Source organism: Pandoraea anapnoica (assembly GCF_902459765.1).
Taxonomy (GTDB): domain Bacteria; phylum Pseudomonadota; class Gammaproteobacteria; order Burkholderiales; family Burkholderiaceae; genus Pandoraea; species Pandoraea anapnoica.
The window spans coordinates 102966-124572 of record NZ_CABPSP010000011.1 but is presented as its reverse complement, the minus strand read 5'-3'; the positions used below and the strand labels follow the sequence as shown (position 1 = coordinate 124572).

Below are 21607 nucleotides of genomic sequence, written 5' to 3'. Positions count from 1 at the left end.
GGCAACGCAGAACGCAAAGTAATTCGGTAACGAGCAGGTAAGGCAGGAAAACGTATGACAATCGATCGAGCGGTCTGGCAAGGCCGTGTGGATACCGGCGAAACAGGCCACACGCTGCGTCTGCATCAGGTGCTGCGCGACTACGATGCTTGCGAAGCATCGGAAGTGGCGGGCGGCGCAGTGGTACTGGGCTTTTGCAGCGACGAAGGCGTGCGCCGCAATCATGGACGTCAGGGCGCTGTGGCCGGTCCGGACATGCTGCGCCGGGCACTGGCGAGCCTGCCCGTGCAGGGCACGCCGTCCGTGTTCGACGGCGGCAACATCGTGTGTGCCGACGAACGGCTCGAAGCGGCGCAAGCCGCGCTGGGCCATCGTGTAGCGGAAGTATTGGCGGCGGGAGCGCGTCCGGTGGTGCTGGGCGGCGGACACGAGATCGCTTATGGCACGTTCCTGGGCGTGGCGGAACACTACGGTGACCGTCTTCGCGACGAGCCGATTCTGATTCTCAACTTCGACGCCCACTTCGATCTGCGCGCCCAGCCCACGGCCAGCTCCGGCACGCCGTTCTGGCAGATCTCGCAGTTGCTGGCGGGCCGTCAGGCGCCGTTCCATTACGCGTGCCTCGGTGTGAGCCGTTACAGCAACACCGACGCGCTGTTCGAGCGCGCCACCGCGCTGAATGTCGACTACTGGCTCGACTCGACGATGCTTGCGCATCGTCTACCGGAAATGTGCGAACAGTTGGAGAAGAAGCTGGCGAAGGTGAGCCACGTTTATCTGACCATCGACATGGACGTGCTCCCCGGCGAGAAGGCACCGGGCGTGTCGGCACCGGCAGCGCACGGCGTGGCGTTCGAAGTGGTGGAAGCGCTCATCGGCGTGGTGCGTCGTTCGGGCAAGCTGCGCGTGGCAGACATCGCCGAGTACAACCCGACGTACGACCGCGACGGCCTCACGGCACGTGTCGGTGCACGTCTGCTGCATCCGCTGATCACGCAGTTGCAGGGCTGAGCGGCGTAGCTGCGGCGCGTGCGCAACGTCACGCCCCGCGCAACGCCTAAGGTTATTTGCGCCGTTCGCGGGACTTCTGCGCGACAATAGGGCGGGCGATCGAACTCTCGATCGCCCGCCCTATTTGTTTGGTGCACTGCGGCATGCCGGTCCGACGCAAGTGCGCACAATCGCAGTCGACAAGCGAGGTCAAGATGACAGAGCAGACGAACTCCCTGAGCGATACCCGTACCGAAGTCGCCACGCTGGCCGGCGGCTGTTTCTGGTGTCTCGAAGCCTGCTATCAGCAACTGGACGGCGTGAAGTCTGTCGTCTCGGGTTATGAAGGCGGCCATGTCGACAATCCCTCGTACGAGCAGGTTTGTGAAGGCGACACGGGCCACGCGGAAGTGGTCCAAGTGACCTACGACCCGGACGTCGTCACGTTCGAAGAAATCCTGATCGTCTTCTTCCAGATCCACGATCCGACTACGCTCAACCGTCAGGGCAACGATGTCGGCACGCAATATCGCTCGGCAATCTTCTATCACAACGACGCACAAAAGACGGCTGCCGAACATCTCATTGCCGAGCTGATGGCGGAGATGACGTACCAGCATCCCATCGTTACGCAGGTTGTCGCGACCCAGACGTTCTGGCCCGCCGAGGCGTACCACCAGAACTACTTCCGTCAGCATCCCGACCAGGGCTACTGTGCCTATGTCGTCGCGCCGAAGCTCAAGAAATTCCGCGAGAAGTTCGCCCGCCGGTTGAAGCCGGCGGCATAAGTTGGCGGACCAAGTCGAGCGCTGTGCGTCCTGCCCTGCCGTAACGCAATCGCCCGACGGGGCGCGGCGCTCGCGAGATCGTCCGATGCGTCAGAGAATGACGCAGGCGGGACCGGTCTACATCGTGTCCGCCCGCGGACCCCTCGAACGTCTACCGCATCTACCCGGCGACGCTTGCCGCGCCACCTGTCGCCGAAGCGAACAGGATCAGGCACGGCTCGCCCACGTCTGCCGCATGCCCATAGGCGGCGTCGAAGTGATCGAAGTAGAACGCTTCGGCCGGGCTGGGCACTTGCTGCGTGACGATGGCGAACTGGTGGTGATCGAAACGAATATCGAGATAGGTGAGGCTTGAGTAAAACCAGACGACATACCCGGCATTAGGCAATGTCGCGGGAGGTGCCGGAAGTGCGGCCGTTGTCTGAGCCGCCTGCTGTGCGTGAGCCGATGTCTCGCCGCGTTGTGCGTTCAGCCAGCGTCGGTAGTCTTCGCGCGCAGGGCGATGTTTCATGGGCGTATCTCCAGAAATGTGACGACGACGCTTTCCGAAGCGTCGAGCGATGGTGCGGCCGTTGTTAAAGCGCGGTTTTGGCGTATGCGCCCGGAATTGACGCATTTACTGCGGTGCGCGCCCGGTCAGGACACATCGATGATGCCCGCCGCGAGGTGATGCGGGGTTGTGGAGCGTCCGAAAGAGGTGTCGGACAACGCCCCGATTTGAGGGGACGAGGTGGCAATGCGAGTCGTGGATCGGGCCTTGGTTGAATTTTTTATTGATATTCGTTGAATTTTTTCGTTGGTGACTTCGCGACATGACAGGAGGAGGGGGATCGACGTAGAACAAGGCATACCGGGGGCTTCCGGCCGGAAATACGCGTCATGCATAACCGTTCATATATTCATTATTTTTCGCATAAAATGGCGGCTCCCCTCCATGAAGTCTTCAGGTAGTCTGCCGTGCGCCCCCTGCCTTTCCGCGATGCGTTGATGGCCATGATCGGCATCGCGCTCGTCAACATGCTGGTCGCCCTCGACCAGACCGTCGTCAGTACAGCACTTCCCTCCATCGTCGCCGAGCTCAAGGGTTTCGAGTATTACGCCTGGATTGCGAGCATTTACTTGCTGGCCTCCGTCGTGACCGTGCCGGTATTTGGGCGGCTCGGCGATTACTTCGGTCGACGCAAGTTCGTCATCGCGTCGGTGCTGACGTTCACGTTCGCCTCACTGCTGTGCGGCCTCGCCCCCAACATGCCATTCCTCGTGTTCGCACGCGGCCTGCAGGGCATTGGCGGCGGGATGATGGTCGGCACGGCGTTCGCGTCCGTCCCGGACCTCTTTCCGGACGCCCGTTCGCGCGTTCGCTGGCAGGTGGTGATCACGACGGCCTATGGCATCGGTACGGCGGCTGGCCCGTCGCTGGGCGGTCTGCTCTCCGAGCATTTTGGCTGGCGGTCCACCTTCTTCGTCAACCTGCCGGTCGGGCTGGCGGCGCTTTACTTCGTCTGGCGCTATCTGCCGAAATTCCCCCCGGCCCATAAGGGTGACGTTCGCGTCGACTGGCGCGGCGCGCTCTGGATCGCGGTGGTGCTTGGCGGTTTTCAGGTGTTTATCGAGAGCGTGCCCGAGCACGGCGCGTCACTCGTCAACCTCGCGCTGATCGCGGCTGTCGCCATCGGCTTCTGGGCGTTGCTGCGCACCGAGCGGCGCGCGACGCATCCGATCGTGCCGCTCGACATGTTCCGGCACCCGCAGCTCGTGGTGCTGTTCACGCTCTCCGTGCTGATCGGCTTTGTGATGTATTCGCTGATCTTCTTCGCGCCGCTGTTGTTGCAGGGCGGGTTCGGCCTCAGCCCGCAGGCCGCCGGGCTGATCGCGACGCCGATTGCGGCGTGCATTGCGCTGGGCAGTTTCATCAACACGCCGGTGGTCGTGCGTCTCGCGCGACCGACGAACATGCTGGTCATTGGCTTCTGCCTGCTGGCGGTAGCGTCGGCGGGTGTGGGGCTGGCGCACAACACGACGCCGCATGGCCTGCTTGCGTTGGCGATGGCCTGCGCGGGCATCGGTATCGGCTTCATTCTGAACAACATGAACGTGTTCGGGCAGGAGATCGCCGGGCGCGAGCGCTTCGGCATCACGACCGCGCTGCTGCAATCGACGCGGATGGTCGGCGGCATGCTGGGTACGACCATCGTGGGTACGCTGGTCAATCACTGGTACGCACGCGGTGTGGCGGGTGCCGTGACAAGCTACGACGGCACGCCCGCAGCACACGCGGTGGCGCGCGCCCTCGATCCGCGCATCCTGATCGACCCGGCGTTGCGCGCGGACTTGTTGACGGACCTTCGTGCCATGGGCATCGACGGCCTGCCGCTGGTCGAAACGGCACGTCAGACGCTGGTGAACGCTGTGCACGCCGGCGTGCTGCTCACGGGCGTGGCCGCTATCGTAGCGGCTTTGCTGGTGCGCCGCATTCGTCAGATTCAGTTCCCCAAGCGGGTCGACCGTACGGTCGTTGTTGCACCGGAATAGCACCGGAATAGCACCGGAATAATCCGAATATCGTTCGGCGCTGTCCGACCGGACATTGCCGATCAACGGAATGTGGCCGGAAATCGGGCGGTAGGCCGGGCAAAACGGTCTCAAACTGCCGGGCCCGGCCCGACCTCGTTTACAATGCGCGGTGTTTGCCGGGTGAGCCGGCATCACCGAATTTTGTGAACGAGGTTTCCATGATCATCAAGCCACGCGTGCGCGGCTTCATCTGCGTCACCACCCATCCCGTCGGCTGCGAAGCCAACGTCAAGCAACAGATCGAATACGTGAAGGCGCAAGGCCCGATCGCGAACGGCCCGAAGAAGGTGCTCGTGATCGGCGCGTCGACCGGTTACGGTCTGGCCGCACGGATTACGGCCGCCTTCGGCAGCAACGCCGACACGCTGGGCGTGTTCTTCGAGCGCGCAGGCAGCGAGACCAAGCCCGCCACGCCGGGCTGGTACAACACCGCAGCCTTCGACAAGTTCGCCACAGAAAAGGGCCTCTACGCGAAGAGCATCAACGGCGACGCCTTCTCCAAGGAAATCAAGGCCAAGACCATCGAGACGATCAAGAACGATCTCGGTCAGGTCGATCTGGTGGTGTATAGCCTGGCCGCGCCGCGCCGTACGCATCCGGAAACGGGGCAGGTATTCAACTCGGTGCTCAAGCCGGTCGGCAAGTCGGTAACGCTGCGCGGCATCGATACGGACAAGGAAGTCGTTAAGGAGTCGGTGTTCGAACCGGCCTCGCAGGAAGAGATCGAGAACACGGTCGCCGTCATGGGCGGCGAAGACTGGCAGATGTGGATGGACGCGCTGGCCGACGCCGGTGTGCTCGCCCCGGGCGCCAAGACGACCGCCTTCACGTATCTCGGCGAGAAGATCACGCACGACATCTACTGGAACGGCTCCATCGGCGCCGCCAAGAAGGATCTTGACGAGAAGGTGCTGGGCATTCGTGCGAAGCTCGCCCTGAGCGGTGGCGATGCGCGCGTTGCCGTGCTCAAGGCGCTGGTCACGCAGGCCAGCTCGGCGATCCCGATGATGCCGCTGTATCTTTCGCTGCTGTTCAAGGTCATGAAGGCCAAGGGCACGCATGAAGGTTGCATCGAACAGATCTACGGTCTGTACAAAGACAGCCTGTACAACGCTTCGCCGCTGCTCGACGAAGAGGGTCGTGTGCGCACCGACCAGAAGGAACTGTCGCCGGATGTGCAGAGCGAAGTCTCGGCGCTGTGGGACAAGGTGACGAACGAGAACCTGTACGAACTGACGGACTTCGCGGGTTACAAGCACGAGTTCCTGCGTCTGTTCGGCTTCGAGATCGAAGGCGTGGACTACGACGCCGACGTGAATCCGGACGTCGCGATTGCGCACCTCGTCGCGTAAGCACTTCGCGTTCGAATGACAATGGCCTGAGCTCGGCGTGATTGCCGGGTCAGGCCATTGTCGTTTCTGACGTCTGCGACAACTCGGAAATGCGCTCGGCCAGCGCCTTGCACGACAACGGCGACGAGCCTTCGGCCTTGTTGTTGACGATGACGTAGACAGGGTGCCCGGCCATCGCATAGTGCGTGGCCAATGCGGCGAGCACGTCGCGCGTTGTCGGATCGGGATCGATTATTTTGTCGAACGGCGCGTACTTCGCTTTCGCCTGCTCGTACTTATGGCCGCTGTTCAGATTCCAGCGCACAACGAGCGGTCCCGCGCCCATCTCATCAAGCAATGCCAATGCTGCGGCCTGACGCTCCACATGCGGCATGCGCGCGTGCAGACCGATGCAGTAACGCACACCCAATTGCCCCAGCGTGCGCATGAGACGCGGCGTCAGCAGCGCGCCATCGCGAATCTCCAGTGCGTAGCATGGCCCGGGCACTGTCGTTCCGTCGCCAAGCGTTTCGCCTTGAGGTAAGGGGGGGAGGGCGGAAAAAAACGCCTCGATGCGTTGAATCAACGAGGGGATGTCGCGCAGCAGCTCGGTTGGCAGCGGCGACACCTGGAACACCAGCACACCGGCCTTCGGCCCCAGCCCGGCGAGACACGGCGCGACGAACTGTTCGGTGGCGATGCGCGCATCGAGAAAACACGGATTCGTGCTGAGACCTTCGCCTTTTTCCCCACGCACAACGGCATCCGTCACGACACTCGGCGCTTTCACCAAAAAGCGAAAATCCTTCGGAACCTGCTCGGCGTACTTCTGGTACTCGACGATCGACATCGGCTTGTAGAACGACCGGTCGATGCCGACGCAACGCAGCACGGGATGGCGGGCGTAGGCGGTGAGTCCCTGACGCGAGAGTTTGGTGTCGCTGTAATCGTCGTCCCAGACGATGCCTTTCCAGCCGGGGAACGACCACGAGGAGGTGCCAAGACGGATGTTGCCGGGCAGTTGTTCGCCCAGCGCTTGCACTTCAGGCGGGAGATCGGCCGCGCCGACGCCGCCCGGACGCTGATCCGGACGTCGACCTTTGGAGACGGGGGCTGCGGCAGTAGAAGCGGACTTGCCATCGACCTGCCCTGCACGTACGCCTGGCGGCGGATCGTCAGGCGGCGTGCCGAACAGATCGATCTGACTCATTGATTGTTGCGATTCTCGTACATGTAACGGCGTGACCACGGAAGCTGCTTCGCCGATTGCCCTGCCTTGCGGCACACGACCTGATAGATCGAGACGTGATCATGCTCGAACGCATAGGCGCATCCCGCAAGATACACGCGCCAGACACGGAAGCGTTCTTCTCCGGCCAGCTCGCGCAGACGCGGCGCGTTCGCTTCGAAGCGCTCCGACCACAGCGTGAGCGTCTGGGCGTAGTGACGGCGCAGACTTTCCACGTCGCTCGCCTCCAATCCGCCGCGCTGCATCGACTCCAGCGCCAGGCTGATGTGCGGCAGCTCGCCGTTCGGGAACACGTACTTGTCGATGAACTCGCCGCCACCCATCGCCGTCTCGCCGCTGTCGGGATCCGTCGACGTGATGCCGTGGTTCATGGCGACGCCGTCGTCCTTGAGCAGCGAAGCCATCTTCGCGAAGTAGTCCTTCAGATTCTTGCGCCCGACGTGCTCGAACATGCCCACGCTCGTAATCCGGTCGAACTGACCTTCCACGTCGCGGTAATCCTGAATGCGGATCTCGATCTTGTCTTCCAATCCGAGCTTTTTAACACGCTCGGTGGCCAGTGCGAACTGATTTTCCGAGAGCGTCACGCCGAGGCACTTCGCCCCGAACTTCTGCGCGGCGCGAATCACCAGTGCGCCCCAGCCACAGCCGATATCGAGCAGCGTCTGGCCGGGTCGGAGTCCGATCTTCGTGAGGATGTGATCGATCTTCTTCTCTTGCGCCGTGTCGAGATCTTCGTCGCCATTTTCGAAATAGGCACACGAATAGACCATGTTCTTGTCCAGCCAGAGCTGGTAGAACTCGTTCGACACGTCGTAGTGGAACTCGATCGAGCGCTTGTCGGACTTCTTGGTGTGATTGAAGTGACGCACGGCACGCTCAAGCGGACCGATGGTCGTCAGACTGCTGCCCGCGAGCGCGTAGCTCATGTCGATGACGTCGGCCAGTCGGCCTTCGACATCGATCTCACCCTTCACATATGCCTCGCCGAGATTGTCGAGGCTTGGACTCAGTAGACGCGTCATGGCCGCAGGGCCATTGATGCGCAACGTTACGCTGGGGTTGTCGAAGGCACCAAAGTCGTATTGCTGACCGTTCCAAAGCGCGAGGCGAATGGGCAGGTTCGAAGAGGTCTTGACGCCGCTGACCCAGTTTTCGAGTTTTTTCTCCCACAACATGGATGTGCTCCAAGTGTCACCAAAAAAACTTTCATCCGTACCGTCGGCACGGTGACGTCTCCTCGTCAAACGGGCGGGCAGGCGTACCGCGTCGGCGTAGCCGACACAACAAGGTTCAGGGGGACAGGCGCGCGATGCGCCACGCTCCATCGGCAAGCCGGAAAAATTTGATTCGATCGTGCAGGCGCGATTCGCGACCCTGCCAGAACTCGATGGTTTCCGGCACAAGCCGGTATCCACCCCAGTGCGGCGGGCGCGGCGGGGCGTCGCCGAACTGGCGCCGGAACTCCGCTTCGCGTTGCTCGATGATTGTGCGATCGGCCACTTCGGCGCTTTGCACCGAGGCCCACGCGCCAAGCCGGGAACCCACCGGGCGCGAGTGGTAATAAGCGTCGCTTTCTTCTGCGCTCACTTTCTCGACACGTCCCTCGATACGCACCTGACGCTCAAGCTCGATCCAGTGAAACAGCAGACAACCGTACGGCGTGGCCGCCAGTTCCTGACCCTTGCGCGAATCGTAATTCGTGAAGAACGTGAACCCGCGTTCGTCGGCGCCCTTGATCAGCACGATCCGTGCATCGGGGCGGCCGTCCGGCGTGACGGTGGCGAGCGTCATGGCGTTCGGCTCGGCCAGTTGGGCGGCGAGCGCTTGCTCAAACCAGAGCCGGAATTGGTCGAACGGGCTGGACGCGACGTCGGTCTCCGAAAGTGAGCCGAGGGCGTAATTTTTGCGCAGGTCCGCGAGAGAAAGCGTCTGGGTCACGACGATCGTAATCGGTCTGGTGCGTTGGGGGTTGCGACACAGTATAGCGAAGAGTTAGGGAAATTGCGCACGTGGCGATTTGTCGCGTCACGCGCGCAACGATCCGCCGAACGCCCCGTGGAACGGGCATCTCGCGCTATGTGCTTGATATTTAATGAGTGAAGTATTTCCGTCCGGGGCCGCACCCTGTCCCGAAAATCACTCCGGAAGGCGACGGCAAATCCATCACGTTGGCATGGGCATTGCTTCGTATTTTGTGTGCCGTCGGCCGTGCCACGCCCATGCAACGCGAATCGGTCAGGGCTTCTCGCTCCCGGAGCCGACGGCGGCGGCCGGCGGTGACGACTGATGGGCGCGCCCCCGGCCACCGGTCTTACTGCCGGATGCGTTGCCAGATCCGGTGCCGGTGCTGGTGCCATTTGCGTCGGGCACCGGTTTGACGTTGGCGGGGTTGCGGCTTGGTGGGTGTTGCAGCTTGGCCAGCAGTTCGCCGCAGGGGCTGTCCTTGCCGGGGCCGAGTTCGAGCAACGGCACGAGCGCGGTGTACGGGGCGAGCACGCCCAGCGCAATTGCACCGCCCGCGCGGGCCACCAGCGTTGGCACGTTCACGCCCACGTCCGGATGCTTGAAGGTACCGCGCACATACAGCGGTGAGCGCAACGAAAGCAGGCCGAAGTGCTTCGGCTCGGGCCGGATCGTCAGGTTGAAATGTTCGCGTTTGAGGTCGATCTGCCCCGTCACCCCAATGCTTGTATCGTCGGTGTCGATCACGAAGGTGCGGGCGTCCATCAGGCCGTCGCGTACGGCAAAGTCGGCGGCGGCGCAGCGCATTTCGATCTGCTTGTCGCCGAAGAGCTTCGTCAGCACGATGTTGCCCACATTCAGCCCCATGTATTGCAGCAGCAGTTTGCTGACCGAGCCACGGTCGATGAGTGTCTTGATCTCGCCGTTCGACGAGCCGGCCAGCGCCGCAATCGAGTTGCCGGTAGCGGTCAGGGCTGCGTCGCCATTCACTTCGCCGACACTCGTCTTCATCAGATCGACGTCGGGCAGCAACTGCTTCATCTTCAGATGTCGCAGCGAGACCTGAGAATCCACCTTCATCGGTTCGGCCTGTCCGTTGAGGACGAGCGTCGATGTAATGCGCCCACCTGCCACGCCGAATTCCAGCGGACGCAGCGAGAGCACGCCATCGTCCAGCACGAGGTGCGTGACGAGGTTGTCGATCGGCAGGCTCTTGTCCTTGATGATCTTGCGGCCGGTGAATTGCACGTCCGCATCGATGGCGCGCCAGCGGTCCGTCTTGAACGGATCGACCGGCAGCACCTTGTCGGACGGTGGCGCTTTCGGCTTGCCCGACAGGTCGCTACCGCCCGACGGATTCTGTCCGCCGATGGCTGGCCCCAGATCGACCAGACGCAATTGATTCGACACGACCGCACCTTGCAGAATGTTGCGCGGCTGGCGTTGACGGAACACGAGCGTGCCCGAGAGATCGCTCTGGCCGACCTTGCCCTGGAAGCGCTCGTAGCGCCAGACACCGGCGGTATGCAACAGGTGCCCGTTGGTCTCGTAAGACGGCGTCTCCGGCAGCAGCACGCCAGTAATCGGATAAAGGTCGGCCATGGTCGGCCCGGCCAGACGCAGGTGCATGTCGAGTGCGGAGAGCGTGGCTGGGTTCGTGAACGTACCCTTGGCAGCGATCTGCGTGCGGCCGATGCGCACGCTCGCGTCGAGCGGATAGGGCTCGCCCGAATCTTCGAGCGAGAGGACGTCGCCACCCCGGCCCTTACCGGTGATGGCGACCTTGCGGAACGTGCCTTTCAGCGCGACGCCGATGCCGTACGGTGCCTGACCGTCGATGGTGGCGATGTTGGCCGTCAGATCGAGTTGCTGCGGCACGAGGTTTGCGCGCACCACGCCGTCTTCGAGGATCAGACGTCCGATGCGGAATTTCCACGGCGACGGCTGGCCGGCGCCTTTAGTGAAGGTCCAGTTGTTGCGACCGTCCGCCTGTTGCTCGATGACGACCTTCGGCGCGGATAGCGCAACTTCGGGGAGGACGACGCGCTTGTCGAGCAGCGGTAGCCATTCGAGGGAGAACGTGAGTCGGCCGACGGAGACCATGTTCGGCTCCTGACTCCACGCAACGTTGCCTAACACGATATCATTCGCGATCAGGCGAGGCCGCGGTAGCCAGCGCCCCAGACCCGGGGCCTGCGCATTCGGGGCCAGCCAGTGCAGCGAGAGGTCGCCCCGGATGGCAAACGGGCGGCCCGTCGCGGTGCTCACCTCCCGGTTGATAAAGGGCCGGGCGTAGTTCCAGTCAAACCACGTGATGAACGCCGCGAATGCCAGCACGATGGCGACTATCGTGATCGCCAGCCATTTCAAGGACGTTACCCATCGCATCATGAACAGTACCCCGTCGATCGTTGTAGCTCCGGTGCCTGCCACGCCATCGGAGAAGGATTATGACGCGAACCGCCGTTTCGGTGGCCTCGCGCGCTTGTACGGTGACGACGGTCTCGCGCGTCTGCGTGAAGCCCACGTGGCCGTCATCGGCATCGGCGGCGTTGGCTCGTGGGTGGCCGAAGCGCTGGCGCGCAGCGCCGTGGGCCGACTCACGCTTATCGATCTCGATAACGTCGCCGAAAGCAATACCAATCGTCAGGTGCACGCACTCGATGGCAACTACGGCAAGCCGAAAGTTGCCGCGATGGCCGAACGGATCATGGCCATCAATCCTGGTTGCCAGCTTACGCTCGTCGAGGACTTCGTCGAACTGGAAAATCTCGACGCCATGTTGGGCGGCGGCTTCGACTGGGTGGTCGACGCCATCGACAGCGTTCGGGTGAAGACGGCGCTCATCGCATGGTGTGTGGCGCATAAGCAGCGTCTGATCACCGTGGGCGGTGCGGGCGGTCAGATCGATCCGACACGGATTCGTATCGACGATCTTGCCCGCACGATCCAGGATCCGCTGCTTGCGAAAGTGCGTGCGCAATTACGCAAGCAACATGGATTTGTCCGTGGTCCGAAGGCCAAGTTCAACGTCCCCGCCGTGTACTCGGACGAGCCGCTGCAATATCCGGAAGCGGTGTGCGCGCCTGGTGAAACGCCCGATGCTGCTGCGGGACCGCAGGGCCTGAATTGCGCCGGTTTTGGCTCAAGCATGTGTGTCACAGCGACATTTGGCATGGCCGCCGCAGCTCACGTTCTGAAGCACGTGACGAAGGTCGGGCGTTGAAAAGGGGCGTTGTGCGGCATTGACATGCCTGAGATTTTCCCAAGCCTCGCACGCGGCGTCTGTAACCAAAAGTTACGAAGCGGGGCGAGATAGGCAATATCTCTCGATCCGTCTCTCGATATCCAAAACAAAAACGGCCGGAGAATCTCCGGCCGTTTTTGTTTGCAATGCGTTGTTTCGGTATGCGTAACGTAACGATGTCGTTGCAGTGCACACGCCTTAACGCAACTCGCGACGCAGCACCTTGCCGACGGGCGTCTTCGGCAGTTCGGTGCGGAACTCAATGACGTGCGGCACCTTGTAGTTCGTCAGATGCTGACGGCAGAAGTCGATGATGGCTTTCTCCGACAGGTCCTGCGACTTCTTGACGATCACCGCCTTGACGGCCTCACCGGTCCGCTCGCTCGGCACACCTACGACCGCCGATTCCAGCACGCCCGGGCACATCGCGAGCACGCTTTCGACTTCGTTCGGATAGACGTTGAAGCCCGACACGATGATCATGTCCTTCTTGCGATCGGTAATGCGCACATAGCCTTGTTCGTCGATCGTGCCGATGTCGCCGGTGCGCAGCCAGCCGTCCGGCGTAATGGTCTTGGCCGTCTCGTCGGGGCGATGCCAGTAGCCCTTCATGACTTGCGGACCACGCACGCAGATCTCGCCTTCCTGGCCGAAGCCCAGCGCTTCGTTGGCATCGTTGCGAATGCTGACTTCGGTCGACGAAATCGGCAGGCCGATGGAGCCGTTGAACTCGCTGCCGAGCGGGTTGATACACACGGCGGGCGACGTCTCCGTCAACCCATACGCCTCGATCAGCGGGTGCCCTGTGACCTTCTGCCAGCGTTCGGCCACCGCGCGCTGCACGGCCGCGCCACCGCCCAGTGCGCACTTGAGCGCGGTGAAGTCGAGCTGATCGAACCCCGGCGTGTTGAGCAAACCGTTGAAGAGCGTATTCACGCCCGTCATGAATGTGAACTTCCACTTGGCCAATTCCTTCACGAAGCCGGGCATGTCGCGCGGGTTGGTGATGAGCAGGTTGAGTGCGCCGAGCTGGAGGAACACCAGACAGTTCGCCGTCAGACAGAAGATGTGATACAGCGGCAGTGCTGTGACGATGATCTCCTTGCCTTCTTCGAGACCCGAGCCGATCCACGCCCGTGCCTGCAACATGTTGGCGATCATGTTGCAGTGCGTGAGCATCGCGCCCTTGGCCACGCCGGTCGTGCCGCCGGTGTACTGGAGGAAGGCGATGTCGTCGTGACCGAGTTGCGCTTCCTGCAACTTGGCGCGTGCGCCTTGCGCCATGGCAGTGCGGAAGGGCACGGCGTGCGGAATGTTCCACTCTGGCACCATCTTCTTCACGTGACGCACGACGTAGTTCACGATCCAGCGCTTCGGCGCGGGCACCATGTCGCCGATGGCCGTGGTAATGACGTGCTTGACCGGCGTATTCGGCAACGCCTTTTGCAGCGTGGCGGCGAAGTTCTCGATGACGAGGATCGCGCCGCAATCCGCGTCCTTCAATTGATGTTCGAGTTCACCCGCCGTGTAGAGCGGGTTGACGTTCACGACGACCATGCCCGCGCGCAGGATGCCGAAGACGGCCACCGGATACTGGAGCAGGTTCGGCGACATGATGGCTACGCGCGACCCGCGTTGCAATCCGGGCAGGCTTTGCAGATATGCGGCGAAATCGCGTGACTTGCGCTCGAGGTCGGCAAACGTCAGCGTGACACCGAGATTGGTGAACGACGGACGATTCGCGAACTTCTGGCAGCTTTGCAGGAACACATCGTTCAGCGAACGATACGTGTTGACGTCGATCTCGGCCGGTACGCCGGGCGGATAGCTTTTGAGCCAGACTTTATCCATGAGCGCCTCCTTGGACTGGTTTTTATCGCATCTGGCGCGCCGGGGGAAGTACCAGTGAAAAAGTACAGGGCGACCGATGCATCGTTTCATCGCATGTCGTGTGGGGGTGCGAGCGGGGCGTCTCCTTGCCCGATTCTGCCTCGCGTGCGCAGCGGGTGCGCCATTCGATGCGTTGCAAAAAGCCGTAGCATACCGTGCCGTCTCCGGCGCGAGCACATGGAAAGCCCTGATTTGATGCGGGTTTGCGTGGAGTAATTGTTCTAGCGGCAAAGGCTTGCCAGTGAGGGGGATTCCGCGCTAATCCCGCATGAATTGCCCGATGCGGCGAGAAAACTGGGGATATGACAAAAGAATTGCAAAAAACACTTGCGTGGCAGGTTGGTTTCTTACATAATTCTGTTCTCACAGCGCGGCTGTAGCTCAGTTGGATAGAGTACTTGGCTACGAACCAAGGGGTCGTGGGTTCGAATCCTGCCAGCCGCGCCATCTATTTCGAGGGTCTCCTCACGGGGAGACCCTTAGTTTTTCGGGAGAGTCCTTCCGTTGATGCACCGAGTGTCATGCACCGGTCAGTATCGACGAAAGGCAAGCCGACAGCAGCAGGATCGTCTGATCGGTGTCTCGTGCAGTAAGTGCGGCTGTAGCTCAGTTGGATAGAGTACTTGGCTACGAACCAAGGGGTCGTGGGTTCGAATCCTGCCAGCCGCGCCAACTCAGTTGGCAAAAACGCTCCAGAGGCGAAAGCTTCTGGAGCGTTTTTCGTTTACCGCCATCCATTGATGCAGTCCATTAATCGGGCGCGAGCGTGACGGCATCCCTCTCGCGAATGCCGTCACTGCAACGACCATCAGCTCGTCGTCTGTCCCACCTGCCAACCCAATCCCAGCGCTTTTTGCAACGTCACGAACGACTTGAGCAGTTGTGCGTCGCCCGCAATCCGGTCCTGCTCGGCGGAAAAGCGCGTGCGTTCGGCGTCGAGCCAGTCGAGCGTGCTTGCCGTGCCCGCGCGGTAACGCTGGCGCGTGAGCGTTGCCGCACGCGTGGCCGATGCTTCCACACTGCGCAAACGGTAGACGTTCTCACGCTGATGACCGTAGCGCGCGAGCGCGACGTCGGCGTCGCGCAACGCCGTGAGCACCGCGCTTTCATACTTGGCTTGTGCCTGATCGCGCCCCGCCTTTGCGCCGTCGACGCCTGCCTGCACGCGTCCGAAGTCGAGCACGTTCCATTGCAGGCGCGGCAGCGTCATCCAACTGAAGTTGTCCTTGCGCACGAGATGTCCCGGATCGAACGCGGAATACCCGAGTTCGCCCATGATCGAGAGCTTCGGAAACCAGTTGGCGGTTTGCACGCCGATCTGCGCGTTCTGTGAGGCAAGACGCCGTTCGGCCGCACGGATGTCCGGACGCGCCTGCAACAACGCCGACGGATCGCCGATGGCCACCTTCGCGGGAACACTGGGCAATGCCTTAGGTGACTTGAGCGTGTCGTCCAGCGAGCCCGGTGCGCGTCCCGTCAGGAGCGCCAGTTGATCGAGCGATTCGATGACGTCGGCCTCCAGCGGCAACACGCGTGATTGCGTCTGCTCGACCTGCGTGAAGAGTCGTTCGACGTCCAGCTCCGAGGCGACGCCGCCTGCACGCCGCTGACGCGTGAGTTCGAGCATCTCGCCTTCGAGCCGGGCCGAATCGCGAACCAGCGCAAGCCGGGCCTGCTGATCGCGCAGCGCGACGTAGTTCTGCGCGACTTCCGCCGCCAGTTGCACGTGTGCGTCGGCGAGGTCTTCCGACGCGGCGTCGGCATCGGCGCTTGCGGCTTCCACCGCGCGACGCGTGCCGCCGAACAGATCGATCTCCCAGCTGGCGTCGAAGCCGGCGACGTAAAGGTCGAGGGGGCCGCGTCCGCTACCACCGCCGTTGCCGGTCAGCATGCCGAGATCCGGCGAGCGCGTGCGCAGCATGGCGGCGTCGACGGTGGCCTTCGGCAGCAAGTCCGCCTGATGGCTGCGCAGACTGGCGCGCGACTGACGCACCTTTGCCTGCGCTGCGCGAATGTCGGGGCTATGCGAGATGGCGTCGTCGATCAGTGCGGTGAGTTGCGGATCGTCCAGCGCCGTCCACCAGCGCGCTACGCCGGGCGCATGCGCTTCGACACCTTCGCCCGCGTGAGCGAATGTCGCGCCGGTGCGCAGCGCGTCGCCAGCCACTTCGGGTGCACCGCGATAGTCGGGGCCGACGGTGCAGCCTGCGATGAGAAAGGCGGCCGCCACGGCCAGCGTTCTGAGATGAAAAGTCATGATCGTTCAATGCCCGCCGGAGCTGAAACCGGCCGGTTGCTTGAGCATCAGGGCGAGCGGCACGCAGAGCAGCAGCGCGATCCCCAACGCATAAAAAGTCTCGGAAAACGTGATGACGCTGGCTTGTCTGGCGATCTCGGCAGCGAGTTGTGCGCTCGCCTGCAACTGCGCGTGAACCATGTCGCCCGTCTGCGCAAAAAAGCCCGCTGCATTGGCCGAGAGATGTTCCTGTCCCATCGGATTATTGGCTGTGAGCGACTCGCGCAGTATGGCGTCGTGATAGTCCGTGCGACGATCGATCAGCGTGCCCAGCAGCGCGAGGCCGACCGAGCCGCCGAGGTTGCGGGCCATGTTGTAGAGCCCCGCGGCGTCACCGGCATCCTGCGCATCCACGGCGGCCATCGAGGCCTGATTGAGCGGCATCATCGCGAGCATCTGCCCGACGCCGCGCAGCAATTGCGACAACGTGAAATCGTGCCCCACGCTTTGTGCCGTCAGATCGATGTCGAGCATGCAGCTCGCGAAGAAGCAGAGCAGCCCGAGAATCACCAGCAGACGGATGTCCACACGACTGATCAGGCGCGGCAAGAACGGCATCATCAAGAACGCGGGCAGCCCGGAGAGCAGCATGATGTTCCCGGACTGCTGCGCGTTGTAGCCCGCAATCGTGGCGAGGAACTGCGGCAACAGATACGACACGCCATAAAGCCCCGCGCCGACGGTGAACACGATGTAGATCACGCTCGCGTAGTTCTTGTTGCCCAGTAGCGCGAGTTTGACGATGGGCTTCTCGGCGGTGAATTGCGCCACGAGCATCATGCCGATGCCGATGACTGAAAAGACCGACAGCCAGATGATCATGTGCGAATCGAACCAGCGCTCGCGTTGGCCTTCTTCGAGCACAACGGTGAGCGTGCTCAGTCCGATCGTCAGACCCACGATGCCCAGCCAGTCCGCCTTGAGGAAAGCCTGCAAGTTGGTCGGTTCGCGCTTGAGGCCCAGGCCGAGCAACGTCACGATGGCAGCGGAGAGTGGCAGGTTCAGAAAGAAGCACCAACGCCAGTTTGCGTTCTCGGTGAGCCAGCCGCCCACTACCGGACCGAGCAGCGGGCCGAGCAGCACAATCAGGCCGAACATCGCCATGCCCACGCCCATCTGATGTCGGGGCAGACGCGTGCGAATGATCATTTGCGCCGTCGGAATCATTGCGCCGCCTGCGAAGCCCTGGCCGATACGGCCGACCACCATCTCGGTCAGGCTGCTCGACGCACCGCACATCATCGAGAACAGCGTGAAGAAGACGGCGTTGAGCATCAGAAAGCGTCGCAGCCCGAGCACACGTGTCAGCCACGCGGCGAGCGGAATCATGACGATCTCGGACATCAGATAGCCGGTGGAAATCCACGTGCCCTCGGTGCCCGACGCCCCGATCTGCCCCTGAATCTGCGGCAGTGCCGAGTTGGTAATCGAGATGTCGAGCGTGGCGAGCAGCGCGCCGAGCGCCCCGGCCGCGACGGCGATCCAGTCCGACGCGCTCGCATTGGTCGGTTTGGCTGCTGCACTGGCGATGCCAGCGGCAGCGGTGTTAGCCACGCTGGACTCCGTTGGCTGGTGCCGTACTGGCGTTCGACGGCATGTTCATCGCCGGGCCGACGCCCGAGCCGAGCGGCGCGCTGAGCGACACCTTGGTCGGTGTCGCCGCGGTCTTTTGGGTCACTGCGTGCGTGTCGACATCTGCTGTCACCGACAGTCCCGGCAGCAGCACGGCACGCAGCGATTCCGGCGCATCAAGTCGGATACGCACCGGAACGCGCTGCACGATCTTCGTGAAGTTACCCGTCGCGTTCTGGGCGGGCAGCAGCGCGAACTGCGAGCCGGTGCCCGGAGAGACGGAGTCGACCACGCCGTGGATCGGCTCGCCAGGCAGTGCGTCGACGTGAATTGTCACGGGCTGACCGGGGCGCATATGACCGACCTGCGTTTCCTTGAAGTTCGCCGTCAGATAGACGTTCTGCACCGGCACGACCGTCAGCAGACGGGTGCCGGGCTGCGCGAACTGTCCCACGCGAACCGCACGGTCGCCGACGCGTCCGGCCAGCGTGCTCTTGACCACGGTATCGGCGAGATCGAGTTCGGCCTTGCGCGCGCTGGCTTGTGCCACGGCCAGTTGGGCCTTGGCCTGAGCGAGCGCCGCGCTCAGCGTATCGGTCTGACGCTCGGTCGACTGAAGGCTGGCTTCGTTGCTCTTGAGCGAGGCGTCGGCGCGAGTGCTGGTGTTGCGCAGCTCGGCCAGACGTTCGTCTGTCTCCGCGCCGGTCGCCACGAGCGGGGCGTAGCGCTTGACCTGACCCGCGGAGTAAGCGGCGTTTGCCTTTGCGCTATCGAGTTCTGCGCGGGCCTGCGCGATAGTCGCAGCGTGTTGCGAAAGCTCGGCCTGCGCGCGGGCGACGTCCGCCTCACGCGCCACGACGGTCGCCGTCGCTTCGTCGTAAGCGGCCTGATACTGACGCCCGTCCAGCCGCACCAGCGGTTGTCCGAGCGTCACCGTTTCGTTGTCGCGCACCAGCACTTCGGTGACGTAGCCGCCCACCTTCGGCGCGACGGTCATACTGTCGGCTTGCAGATAGGCGTCATCGGTCGATTCAATGAAGCGACCCACCAGCCACCAGTGTGAGCCCCATCTAAGCCCCGCAACGACGCCCAGCGCAAGCGCGCCCAGTAGCAGCTTCTTACGACGCGGATTGGCCGGGGTCTTCGTCTGGTCGGGCTTTCCGGCGCTTTCCACCGCTTTGGCGGCGGGGGCGTCTGCCGGACGCTCCATCGTGTGCACCGGTTCCGACGGTTTGACCTGTGTTGCCGTATTCATGGGAATTTCCCCAAATTATTCCAATTGGCAGAATTATTCCAGTTGATCGATTTATGTCAAGTGTTATATTTTTGACGAAAGTTTTGGGAAGCAAGGAGAGTCATGACAGGGACATCACGTGCCGGGCGCGTTCGCATGCAGAGCACAGCCACGCGCCCGCGGCATGCGGTCGATACCGGCTATCAGCGTGGCGAGGAAACGCGTGCGCGCATCATCCTCGCTGCGATCAAGTGTTTCGGCGAGTTCGGCTTTGCCGGAGCGTCCACGCGCGACATCGCGAACGAGGCGGGTGTGAACGCGCCAGCGCTTCAGTACTACTTCGACAACAAGGAAGGGGTGTACAAGGCGTGCGTCGAGTACATCCTGGGGCTGGTGCTCAGGCAGATGGGCGGGGCGATCGAGTCGGCCGAACAGGTGATGGCCGATCCCGACGCCACCGACAAGCAGCTCATCGACGCCTTCTGCGAGCTGCAGAATCGCAAGGCGGGCTTCATGGAAGAAGTGCCGGAGATCGAGGGGTGGCACATGTTCATGGCGCGGGAGCAGGCAGGGCTCGGGCCGGAAGCGGGATTCAAGGTGTTTCACGACCGCTTTTCAAGCCGTTTGGCGTCCGTAGGCGCGAACATCGTGACGCGGCTCGCGGGCGTTGCGCCCGACGACGAGGCCATGCGCGTGCGCGCCGTGTGCATCAGCACGCTCGGGATGGCGTTTCGCGTAATGCGCCGTTCCGTCGACAGCTCGATGGGATGGAGTTCGGAGCCGAATCCGGAGCGCAATCGGATGGTGCGCGAAGCCGTGCTGGAGCAGACGCGTTACTTGCTGGAGCGCACGGTACGCCAGCGCAAGGCGGCCGCGAAGTCGTGACGGGCTGAACGACGCCAACGCGCACCGATGCTTGAAGCGGTGCGTGGATCGAAAATGAGACGGGGCGCCCATGGGTGCCCCGTCTCTTTTCATCTCTGCGTGTGGCGAGCGCTCACGATTGCGTCGCCGTGCGCGCCTGCGGCTCCCCGTCGCGCTTGCGATACCAAAGGAAGTAAACCAGCAGCACGGCGGCCACGAACGGCACACCGAAGATCATCGTCATGCGGAACACACTGGTAAGGAGCGTCGTGAGCATGATGGCGGCCATGAGTGCGGCCCCCAGCAGCGTGAGCCACGGAAAGCCCCACATGCGAAACGCCAGTGGCGGGTGGTTCTCGCGTCGCCATGCGCGACGGAAAAAGAAGTGCGTGACGAAGATCATCATCCACGTGAGCATCGCGCCGAACATCGAGATCGCCATCATGAACGTGAACGACGACTCGGGGTACAGGAAGTTCACGAGCGTGGCCAGCGCAATGCCGACCGTCGAGAGCAGCAGCGCGGCCAGCGGCACGCCGCGCTTGTTCACTTCGCCGAAGCGGGCGGGCGCATAACCGGCGCGCGAGAGCGAGAACATCATGCGGGTCGTGATGTAGAGCTGGCTGTTCATCGACGAGAGCGCTGCGATCAGCACCACGAAATTGATCACGCCTGCCGCCCCCGGAATGTTGATGGCCTGCATCACTTTCACGAACGGGCTTTCGTCTTGCCCGGCGGCGGTCCACGGCACGATGGCGAGCATCAGCGCGAGCGTGAGCAGATAGAACAGCACGAGGCGCACGACCGTCGAGCGGAAGGCGCGCGTCACGGCGCGCTCCGGGTTCTCGGCTTCACCTGCGGCCACGGCGATCATCTCGATCGACAGGTAGCTGAAGATCGAAATGATGACGGCCACCCACATGCCCCAGAGCCCCTTCGGGAAGAACCCGCCGTGCGCGGTGTAATTCGCGAACCCGGCTGGCGAATGCGCGCCGTCGGCGACGGAACCTGGTGCAATGAACACCACGTAAGCGCCGATCAGAATGAACACGACGATGGCCGTGATCTTGATGAGCGAGAAGCCGTATTCGATCGCGCCGAACAGGTTCACCGACATGGCGTTCACGAGTACGAGTGCGGCCGAAAAACCGGCGACCCAATACCAGCCCGGCACCTGCGGGAACCAGTACTTCATGTAGACGGCGATGGCGCTGACCTCGGTGCCTACGGCCAGCACGATGCACGACCAGTAGGCATAACGCACGAGAAAACCCGCCCACGGCCCGATGTAATGCTCCGCGTACGCGCCGAACGACCCCGACGTCGGATGCGCGACGGTCATCTCGGCAAGACATCCCATGAGCATGAGCGCGATGAGCGCCCCGATAGCATAGGAGATCAGCACGCTCGGCCCGGCGAAGCCGATGGCGAAACCGCTGCCGAGAAAGAGTCCGGTGCCGATGGCGCCGCCAATGGCGATCATGGCCATCTGGCTGGCGGTGAGGGAGCGTCGCAAGCCTTGTTCGCGGCGCGTGATGTGCGAGAAATCGCGCTTGCCGGACGAAGACGACGATGAAGACGAAGGGGGCTGGGGAGTACGCGTCATG

16 protein-coding genes and 2 tRNA genes are annotated in these 21607 nt (G+C 62.7%); 8 read left to right on the top strand and 10 right to left on the bottom strand.

Going from position 1 to position 21607, the window contains the following annotated elements; genetic code table 11:
* Window positions 1-54: 54 nt before the first annotated feature.
* Both hutG and msrA read left to right on the top strand, forming a co-directional pair.
* The gene (gene hutG, locus PAN31117_RS18045; protein ID WP_150739418.1) at window positions 55-1011 is read left to right on the top strand and encodes a formimidoylglutamase; all 957 of its coding nucleotides are present in this window, start codon (window positions 55-57) and stop codon (window positions 1009-1011) included.
* Window positions 1012-1205: 194 nt separating this feature from the next.
* Complete coding sequence (gene msrA / locus PAN31117_RS18040; RefSeq protein WP_150739417.1) at window positions 1206-1778, top strand: peptide-methionine (S)-S-oxide reductase MsrA; 573 nt, start codon at window positions 1206-1208, stop codon at window positions 1776-1778.
* A gap of 160 nt (window positions 1779-1938) precedes the next feature.
* On the opposite strand, the gene PAN31117_RS18035 is transcribed toward msrA, so the two are convergent.
* Entirely contained in the window at window positions 1939-2289 is a 351-nt protein-coding gene (locus PAN31117_RS18035; RefSeq protein ID WP_150739416.1) for a hypothetical protein, read from the bottom strand.
* Window positions 2290-2771: 482 nt separating this feature from the next.
* Here PAN31117_RS18035 and PAN31117_RS18030 point away from each other — a divergent pair, with 482 nt between their 5' ends.
* Both PAN31117_RS18030 and fabV read left to right on the top strand, forming a co-directional pair.
* Window positions 2772-4310, top strand: coding sequence for an MFS transporter (locus PAN31117_RS18030; protein ID WP_150739520.1), 1539 nt, complete (start codon window positions 2772-2774; stop codon window positions 4308-4310).
* Window positions 4311-4510: 200 nt separating this feature from the next.
* Window positions 4511-5704, top strand: coding sequence for an enoyl-ACP reductase FabV (gene fabV, locus PAN31117_RS18025; protein WP_150739415.1), 1194 nt, complete (start codon window positions 4511-4513; stop codon window positions 5702-5704).
* 49 nt (window positions 5705-5753) lie between these two features.
* Here fabV and PAN31117_RS18020 read toward each other — a convergent pair whose 3' ends face one another.
* The 4 genes from PAN31117_RS18020 to PAN31117_RS18005 form a co-directional block, all read right to left on the bottom strand.
* On the bottom strand, window positions 5754-6893 hold the full coding sequence (locus PAN31117_RS18020) for a DUF72 domain-containing protein (RefSeq protein WP_150739414.1): 1140 nt from the start codon (window positions 6891-6893) through the stop codon (window positions 5754-5756).
* Window positions 6890-8110 carry a class I SAM-dependent methyltransferase gene (locus tag PAN31117_RS18015; protein ID WP_150739413.1) on the bottom strand — a complete coding sequence of 407 codons (1221 nt, stop codon included), beginning with the start codon at window positions 8108-8110 and terminating at the stop codon, window positions 6890-6892. The genes PAN31117_RS18020 and PAN31117_RS18015 overlap by 4 nt, the downstream gene beginning before the upstream one ends.
* Window positions 8111-8225: 115 nt before the next feature.
* Window positions 8226-8873, bottom strand: a complete 648-nt coding sequence (gene pdxH / locus PAN31117_RS18010) for a pyridoxamine 5'-phosphate oxidase (RefSeq protein WP_150739412.1) — start codon at window positions 8871-8873, stop codon at window positions 8226-8228.
* A 297-nt stretch (window positions 8874-9170) separates the two neighbouring features.
* Window positions 9171-11288, bottom strand: coding sequence for an AsmA family protein (locus tag PAN31117_RS18005; RefSeq protein ID WP_246189154.1), 2118 nt, complete (start codon window positions 11286-11288; stop codon window positions 9171-9173).
* On the opposite strand from PAN31117_RS18005, the gene tcdA reads away from it, so the two are divergent.
* The gene (gene tcdA / locus PAN31117_RS18000; protein WP_150739411.1) at window positions 11287-12123 is read left to right on the top strand and encodes a tRNA cyclic N6-threonylcarbamoyladenosine(37) synthase TcdA; all 837 of its coding nucleotides are present in this window, start codon (window positions 11287-11289) and stop codon (window positions 12121-12123) included. The genes PAN31117_RS18005 and tcdA overlap by 2 nt on opposite strands.
* 219 nt (window positions 12124-12342) lie before the next feature.
* On the opposite strand, the gene PAN31117_RS17995 is transcribed toward tcdA, so the two are convergent.
* Window positions 12343-13995 carry an AMP-binding protein gene (locus PAN31117_RS17995; protein WP_150739410.1) on the bottom strand — a complete coding sequence of 551 codons (1653 nt, stop codon included), beginning with the start codon at window positions 13993-13995 and terminating at the stop codon, window positions 12343-12345.
* A 409-nt stretch (window positions 13996-14404) separates the two neighbouring features.
* On the opposite strand from PAN31117_RS17995, the gene PAN31117_RS17990 reads away from it, so the two are divergent.
* Window positions 14405-14481: transfer RNA gene (locus tag PAN31117_RS17990), tRNA-Arg, on the top strand.
* A 148-nt stretch (window positions 14482-14629) separates the two neighbouring features.
* Window positions 14630-14706, top strand: a tRNA-Arg gene (locus tag PAN31117_RS17985).
* A gap of 136 nt (window positions 14707-14842) precedes the next feature.
* Here PAN31117_RS17985 and PAN31117_RS17980 read toward each other — a convergent pair.
* Genes PAN31117_RS17980 through PAN31117_RS17970 form a run of 3 tightly spaced genes read right to left on the bottom strand, consistent with a single transcriptional unit; the run spans window position 14843 to window position 19112 of the window.
* Window positions 14843-16291 (bottom strand): efflux transporter outer membrane subunit, encoded by a 1449-nt coding sequence (locus tag PAN31117_RS17980; protein ID WP_150739409.1) that lies wholly within the window; start codon window positions 16289-16291, stop codon window positions 14843-14845.
* Window positions 16292-16297: 6 nt separating this feature from the next.
* A complete protein-coding gene (locus tag PAN31117_RS17975; protein ID WP_370855769.1) occupies window positions 16298-17884 on the bottom strand; it encodes an MDR family MFS transporter in 1587 nt (528 codons plus the stop codon).
* Window positions 17877-19112 (bottom strand): HlyD family secretion protein, encoded by a 1236-nt coding sequence (locus PAN31117_RS17970; RefSeq protein WP_370855771.1) that lies wholly within the window; start codon window positions 19110-19112, stop codon window positions 17877-17879. The genes PAN31117_RS17975 and PAN31117_RS17970 overlap by 8 nt, the downstream gene beginning before the upstream one ends.
* Window positions 19113-19259: 147 nt before the next feature.
* Between PAN31117_RS17970 and PAN31117_RS17965 the strand changes: the two genes are divergently transcribed.
* Window positions 19260-20021 (top strand): CerR family C-terminal domain-containing protein, encoded by a 762-nt coding sequence (locus tag PAN31117_RS17965; RefSeq protein WP_246189153.1) that lies wholly within the window; start codon window positions 19260-19262, stop codon window positions 20019-20021.
* A gap of 112 nt (window positions 20022-20133) precedes the next feature.
* Here PAN31117_RS17965 and PAN31117_RS17960 read toward each other — a convergent pair whose 3' ends face one another.
* On the bottom strand, window positions 20134-21606 hold the full coding sequence (locus PAN31117_RS17960) for an amino acid permease (RefSeq protein WP_150739407.1): 1473 nt from the start codon (window positions 21604-21606) through the stop codon (window positions 20134-20136).
* Between the last annotated feature and the right edge of the window lies 1 nt (window position 21607).

Bases quoted from the DNA above. Each gene is read 5' to 3' on its own strand.
- PAN31117_RS17970 (WP_370855771.1), bottom strand. From the start codon at position 19,112: ATGGAGCGTCCGGCAGACGCCCCCGCCGCCAAAGCGGTGGAAAGCGCC.
- PAN31117_RS18015 (WP_150739413.1), bottom strand. From the start codon at position 8,110: ATGTTGTGGGAGAAAAAACTCGAAAACTGGGTCAGCGGCGTCAAGACC.
- PAN31117_RS18005 (WP_246189154.1), bottom strand. From the start codon at position 11,288: ATGATGCGATGGGTAACGTCCTTGAAATGGCTGGCGATCACGATAGTC.
- PAN31117_RS18030 (WP_150739520.1), top strand. From the start codon at position 2,772: ATGATCGGCATCGCGCTCGTCAACATGCTGGTCGCCCTCGACCAGACC.
- msrA (WP_150739417.1), top strand. From the start codon at position 1,206: ATGACAGAGCAGACGAACTCCCTGAGCGATACCCGTACCGAAGTCGCC.
- PAN31117_RS18020 (WP_150739414.1), bottom strand. From the start codon at position 6,893: ATGAGTCAGATCGATCTGTTCGGCACGCCGCCTGACGATCCGCCGCCA.
- PAN31117_RS17960 (WP_150739407.1), bottom strand. From the start codon at position 21,606: ATGACGCGTACTCCCCAGCCCCCTTCGTCTTCATCGTCGTCTTCGTCC.
- PAN31117_RS18035 (WP_150739416.1), bottom strand. From the start codon at position 2,289: ATGAAACATCGCCCTGCGCGCGAAGACTACCGACGCTGGCTGAACGCA.
- PAN31117_RS17980 (WP_150739409.1), bottom strand. From the start codon at position 16,291: ATGACTTTTCATCTCAGAACGCTGGCCGTGGCGGCCGCCTTTCTCATC.
- tcdA (WP_150739411.1), top strand. From the start codon at position 11,287: ATGAACAGTACCCCGTCGATCGTTGTAGCTCCGGTGCCTGCCACGCCA.
- hutG (WP_150739418.1), top strand. From the start codon at position 55: ATGACAATCGATCGAGCGGTCTGGCAAGGCCGTGTGGATACCGGCGAA.
- PAN31117_RS17965 (WP_246189153.1), top strand. From the start codon at position 19,260: ATGACAGGGACATCACGTGCCGGGCGCGTTCGCATGCAGAGCACAGCC.
- PAN31117_RS17995 (WP_150739410.1), bottom strand. From the start codon at position 13,995: ATGGATAAAGTCTGGCTCAAAAGCTATCCGCCCGGCGTACCGGCCGAG.
- fabV (WP_150739415.1), top strand. From the start codon at position 4,511: ATGATCATCAAGCCACGCGTGCGCGGCTTCATCTGCGTCACCACCCAT.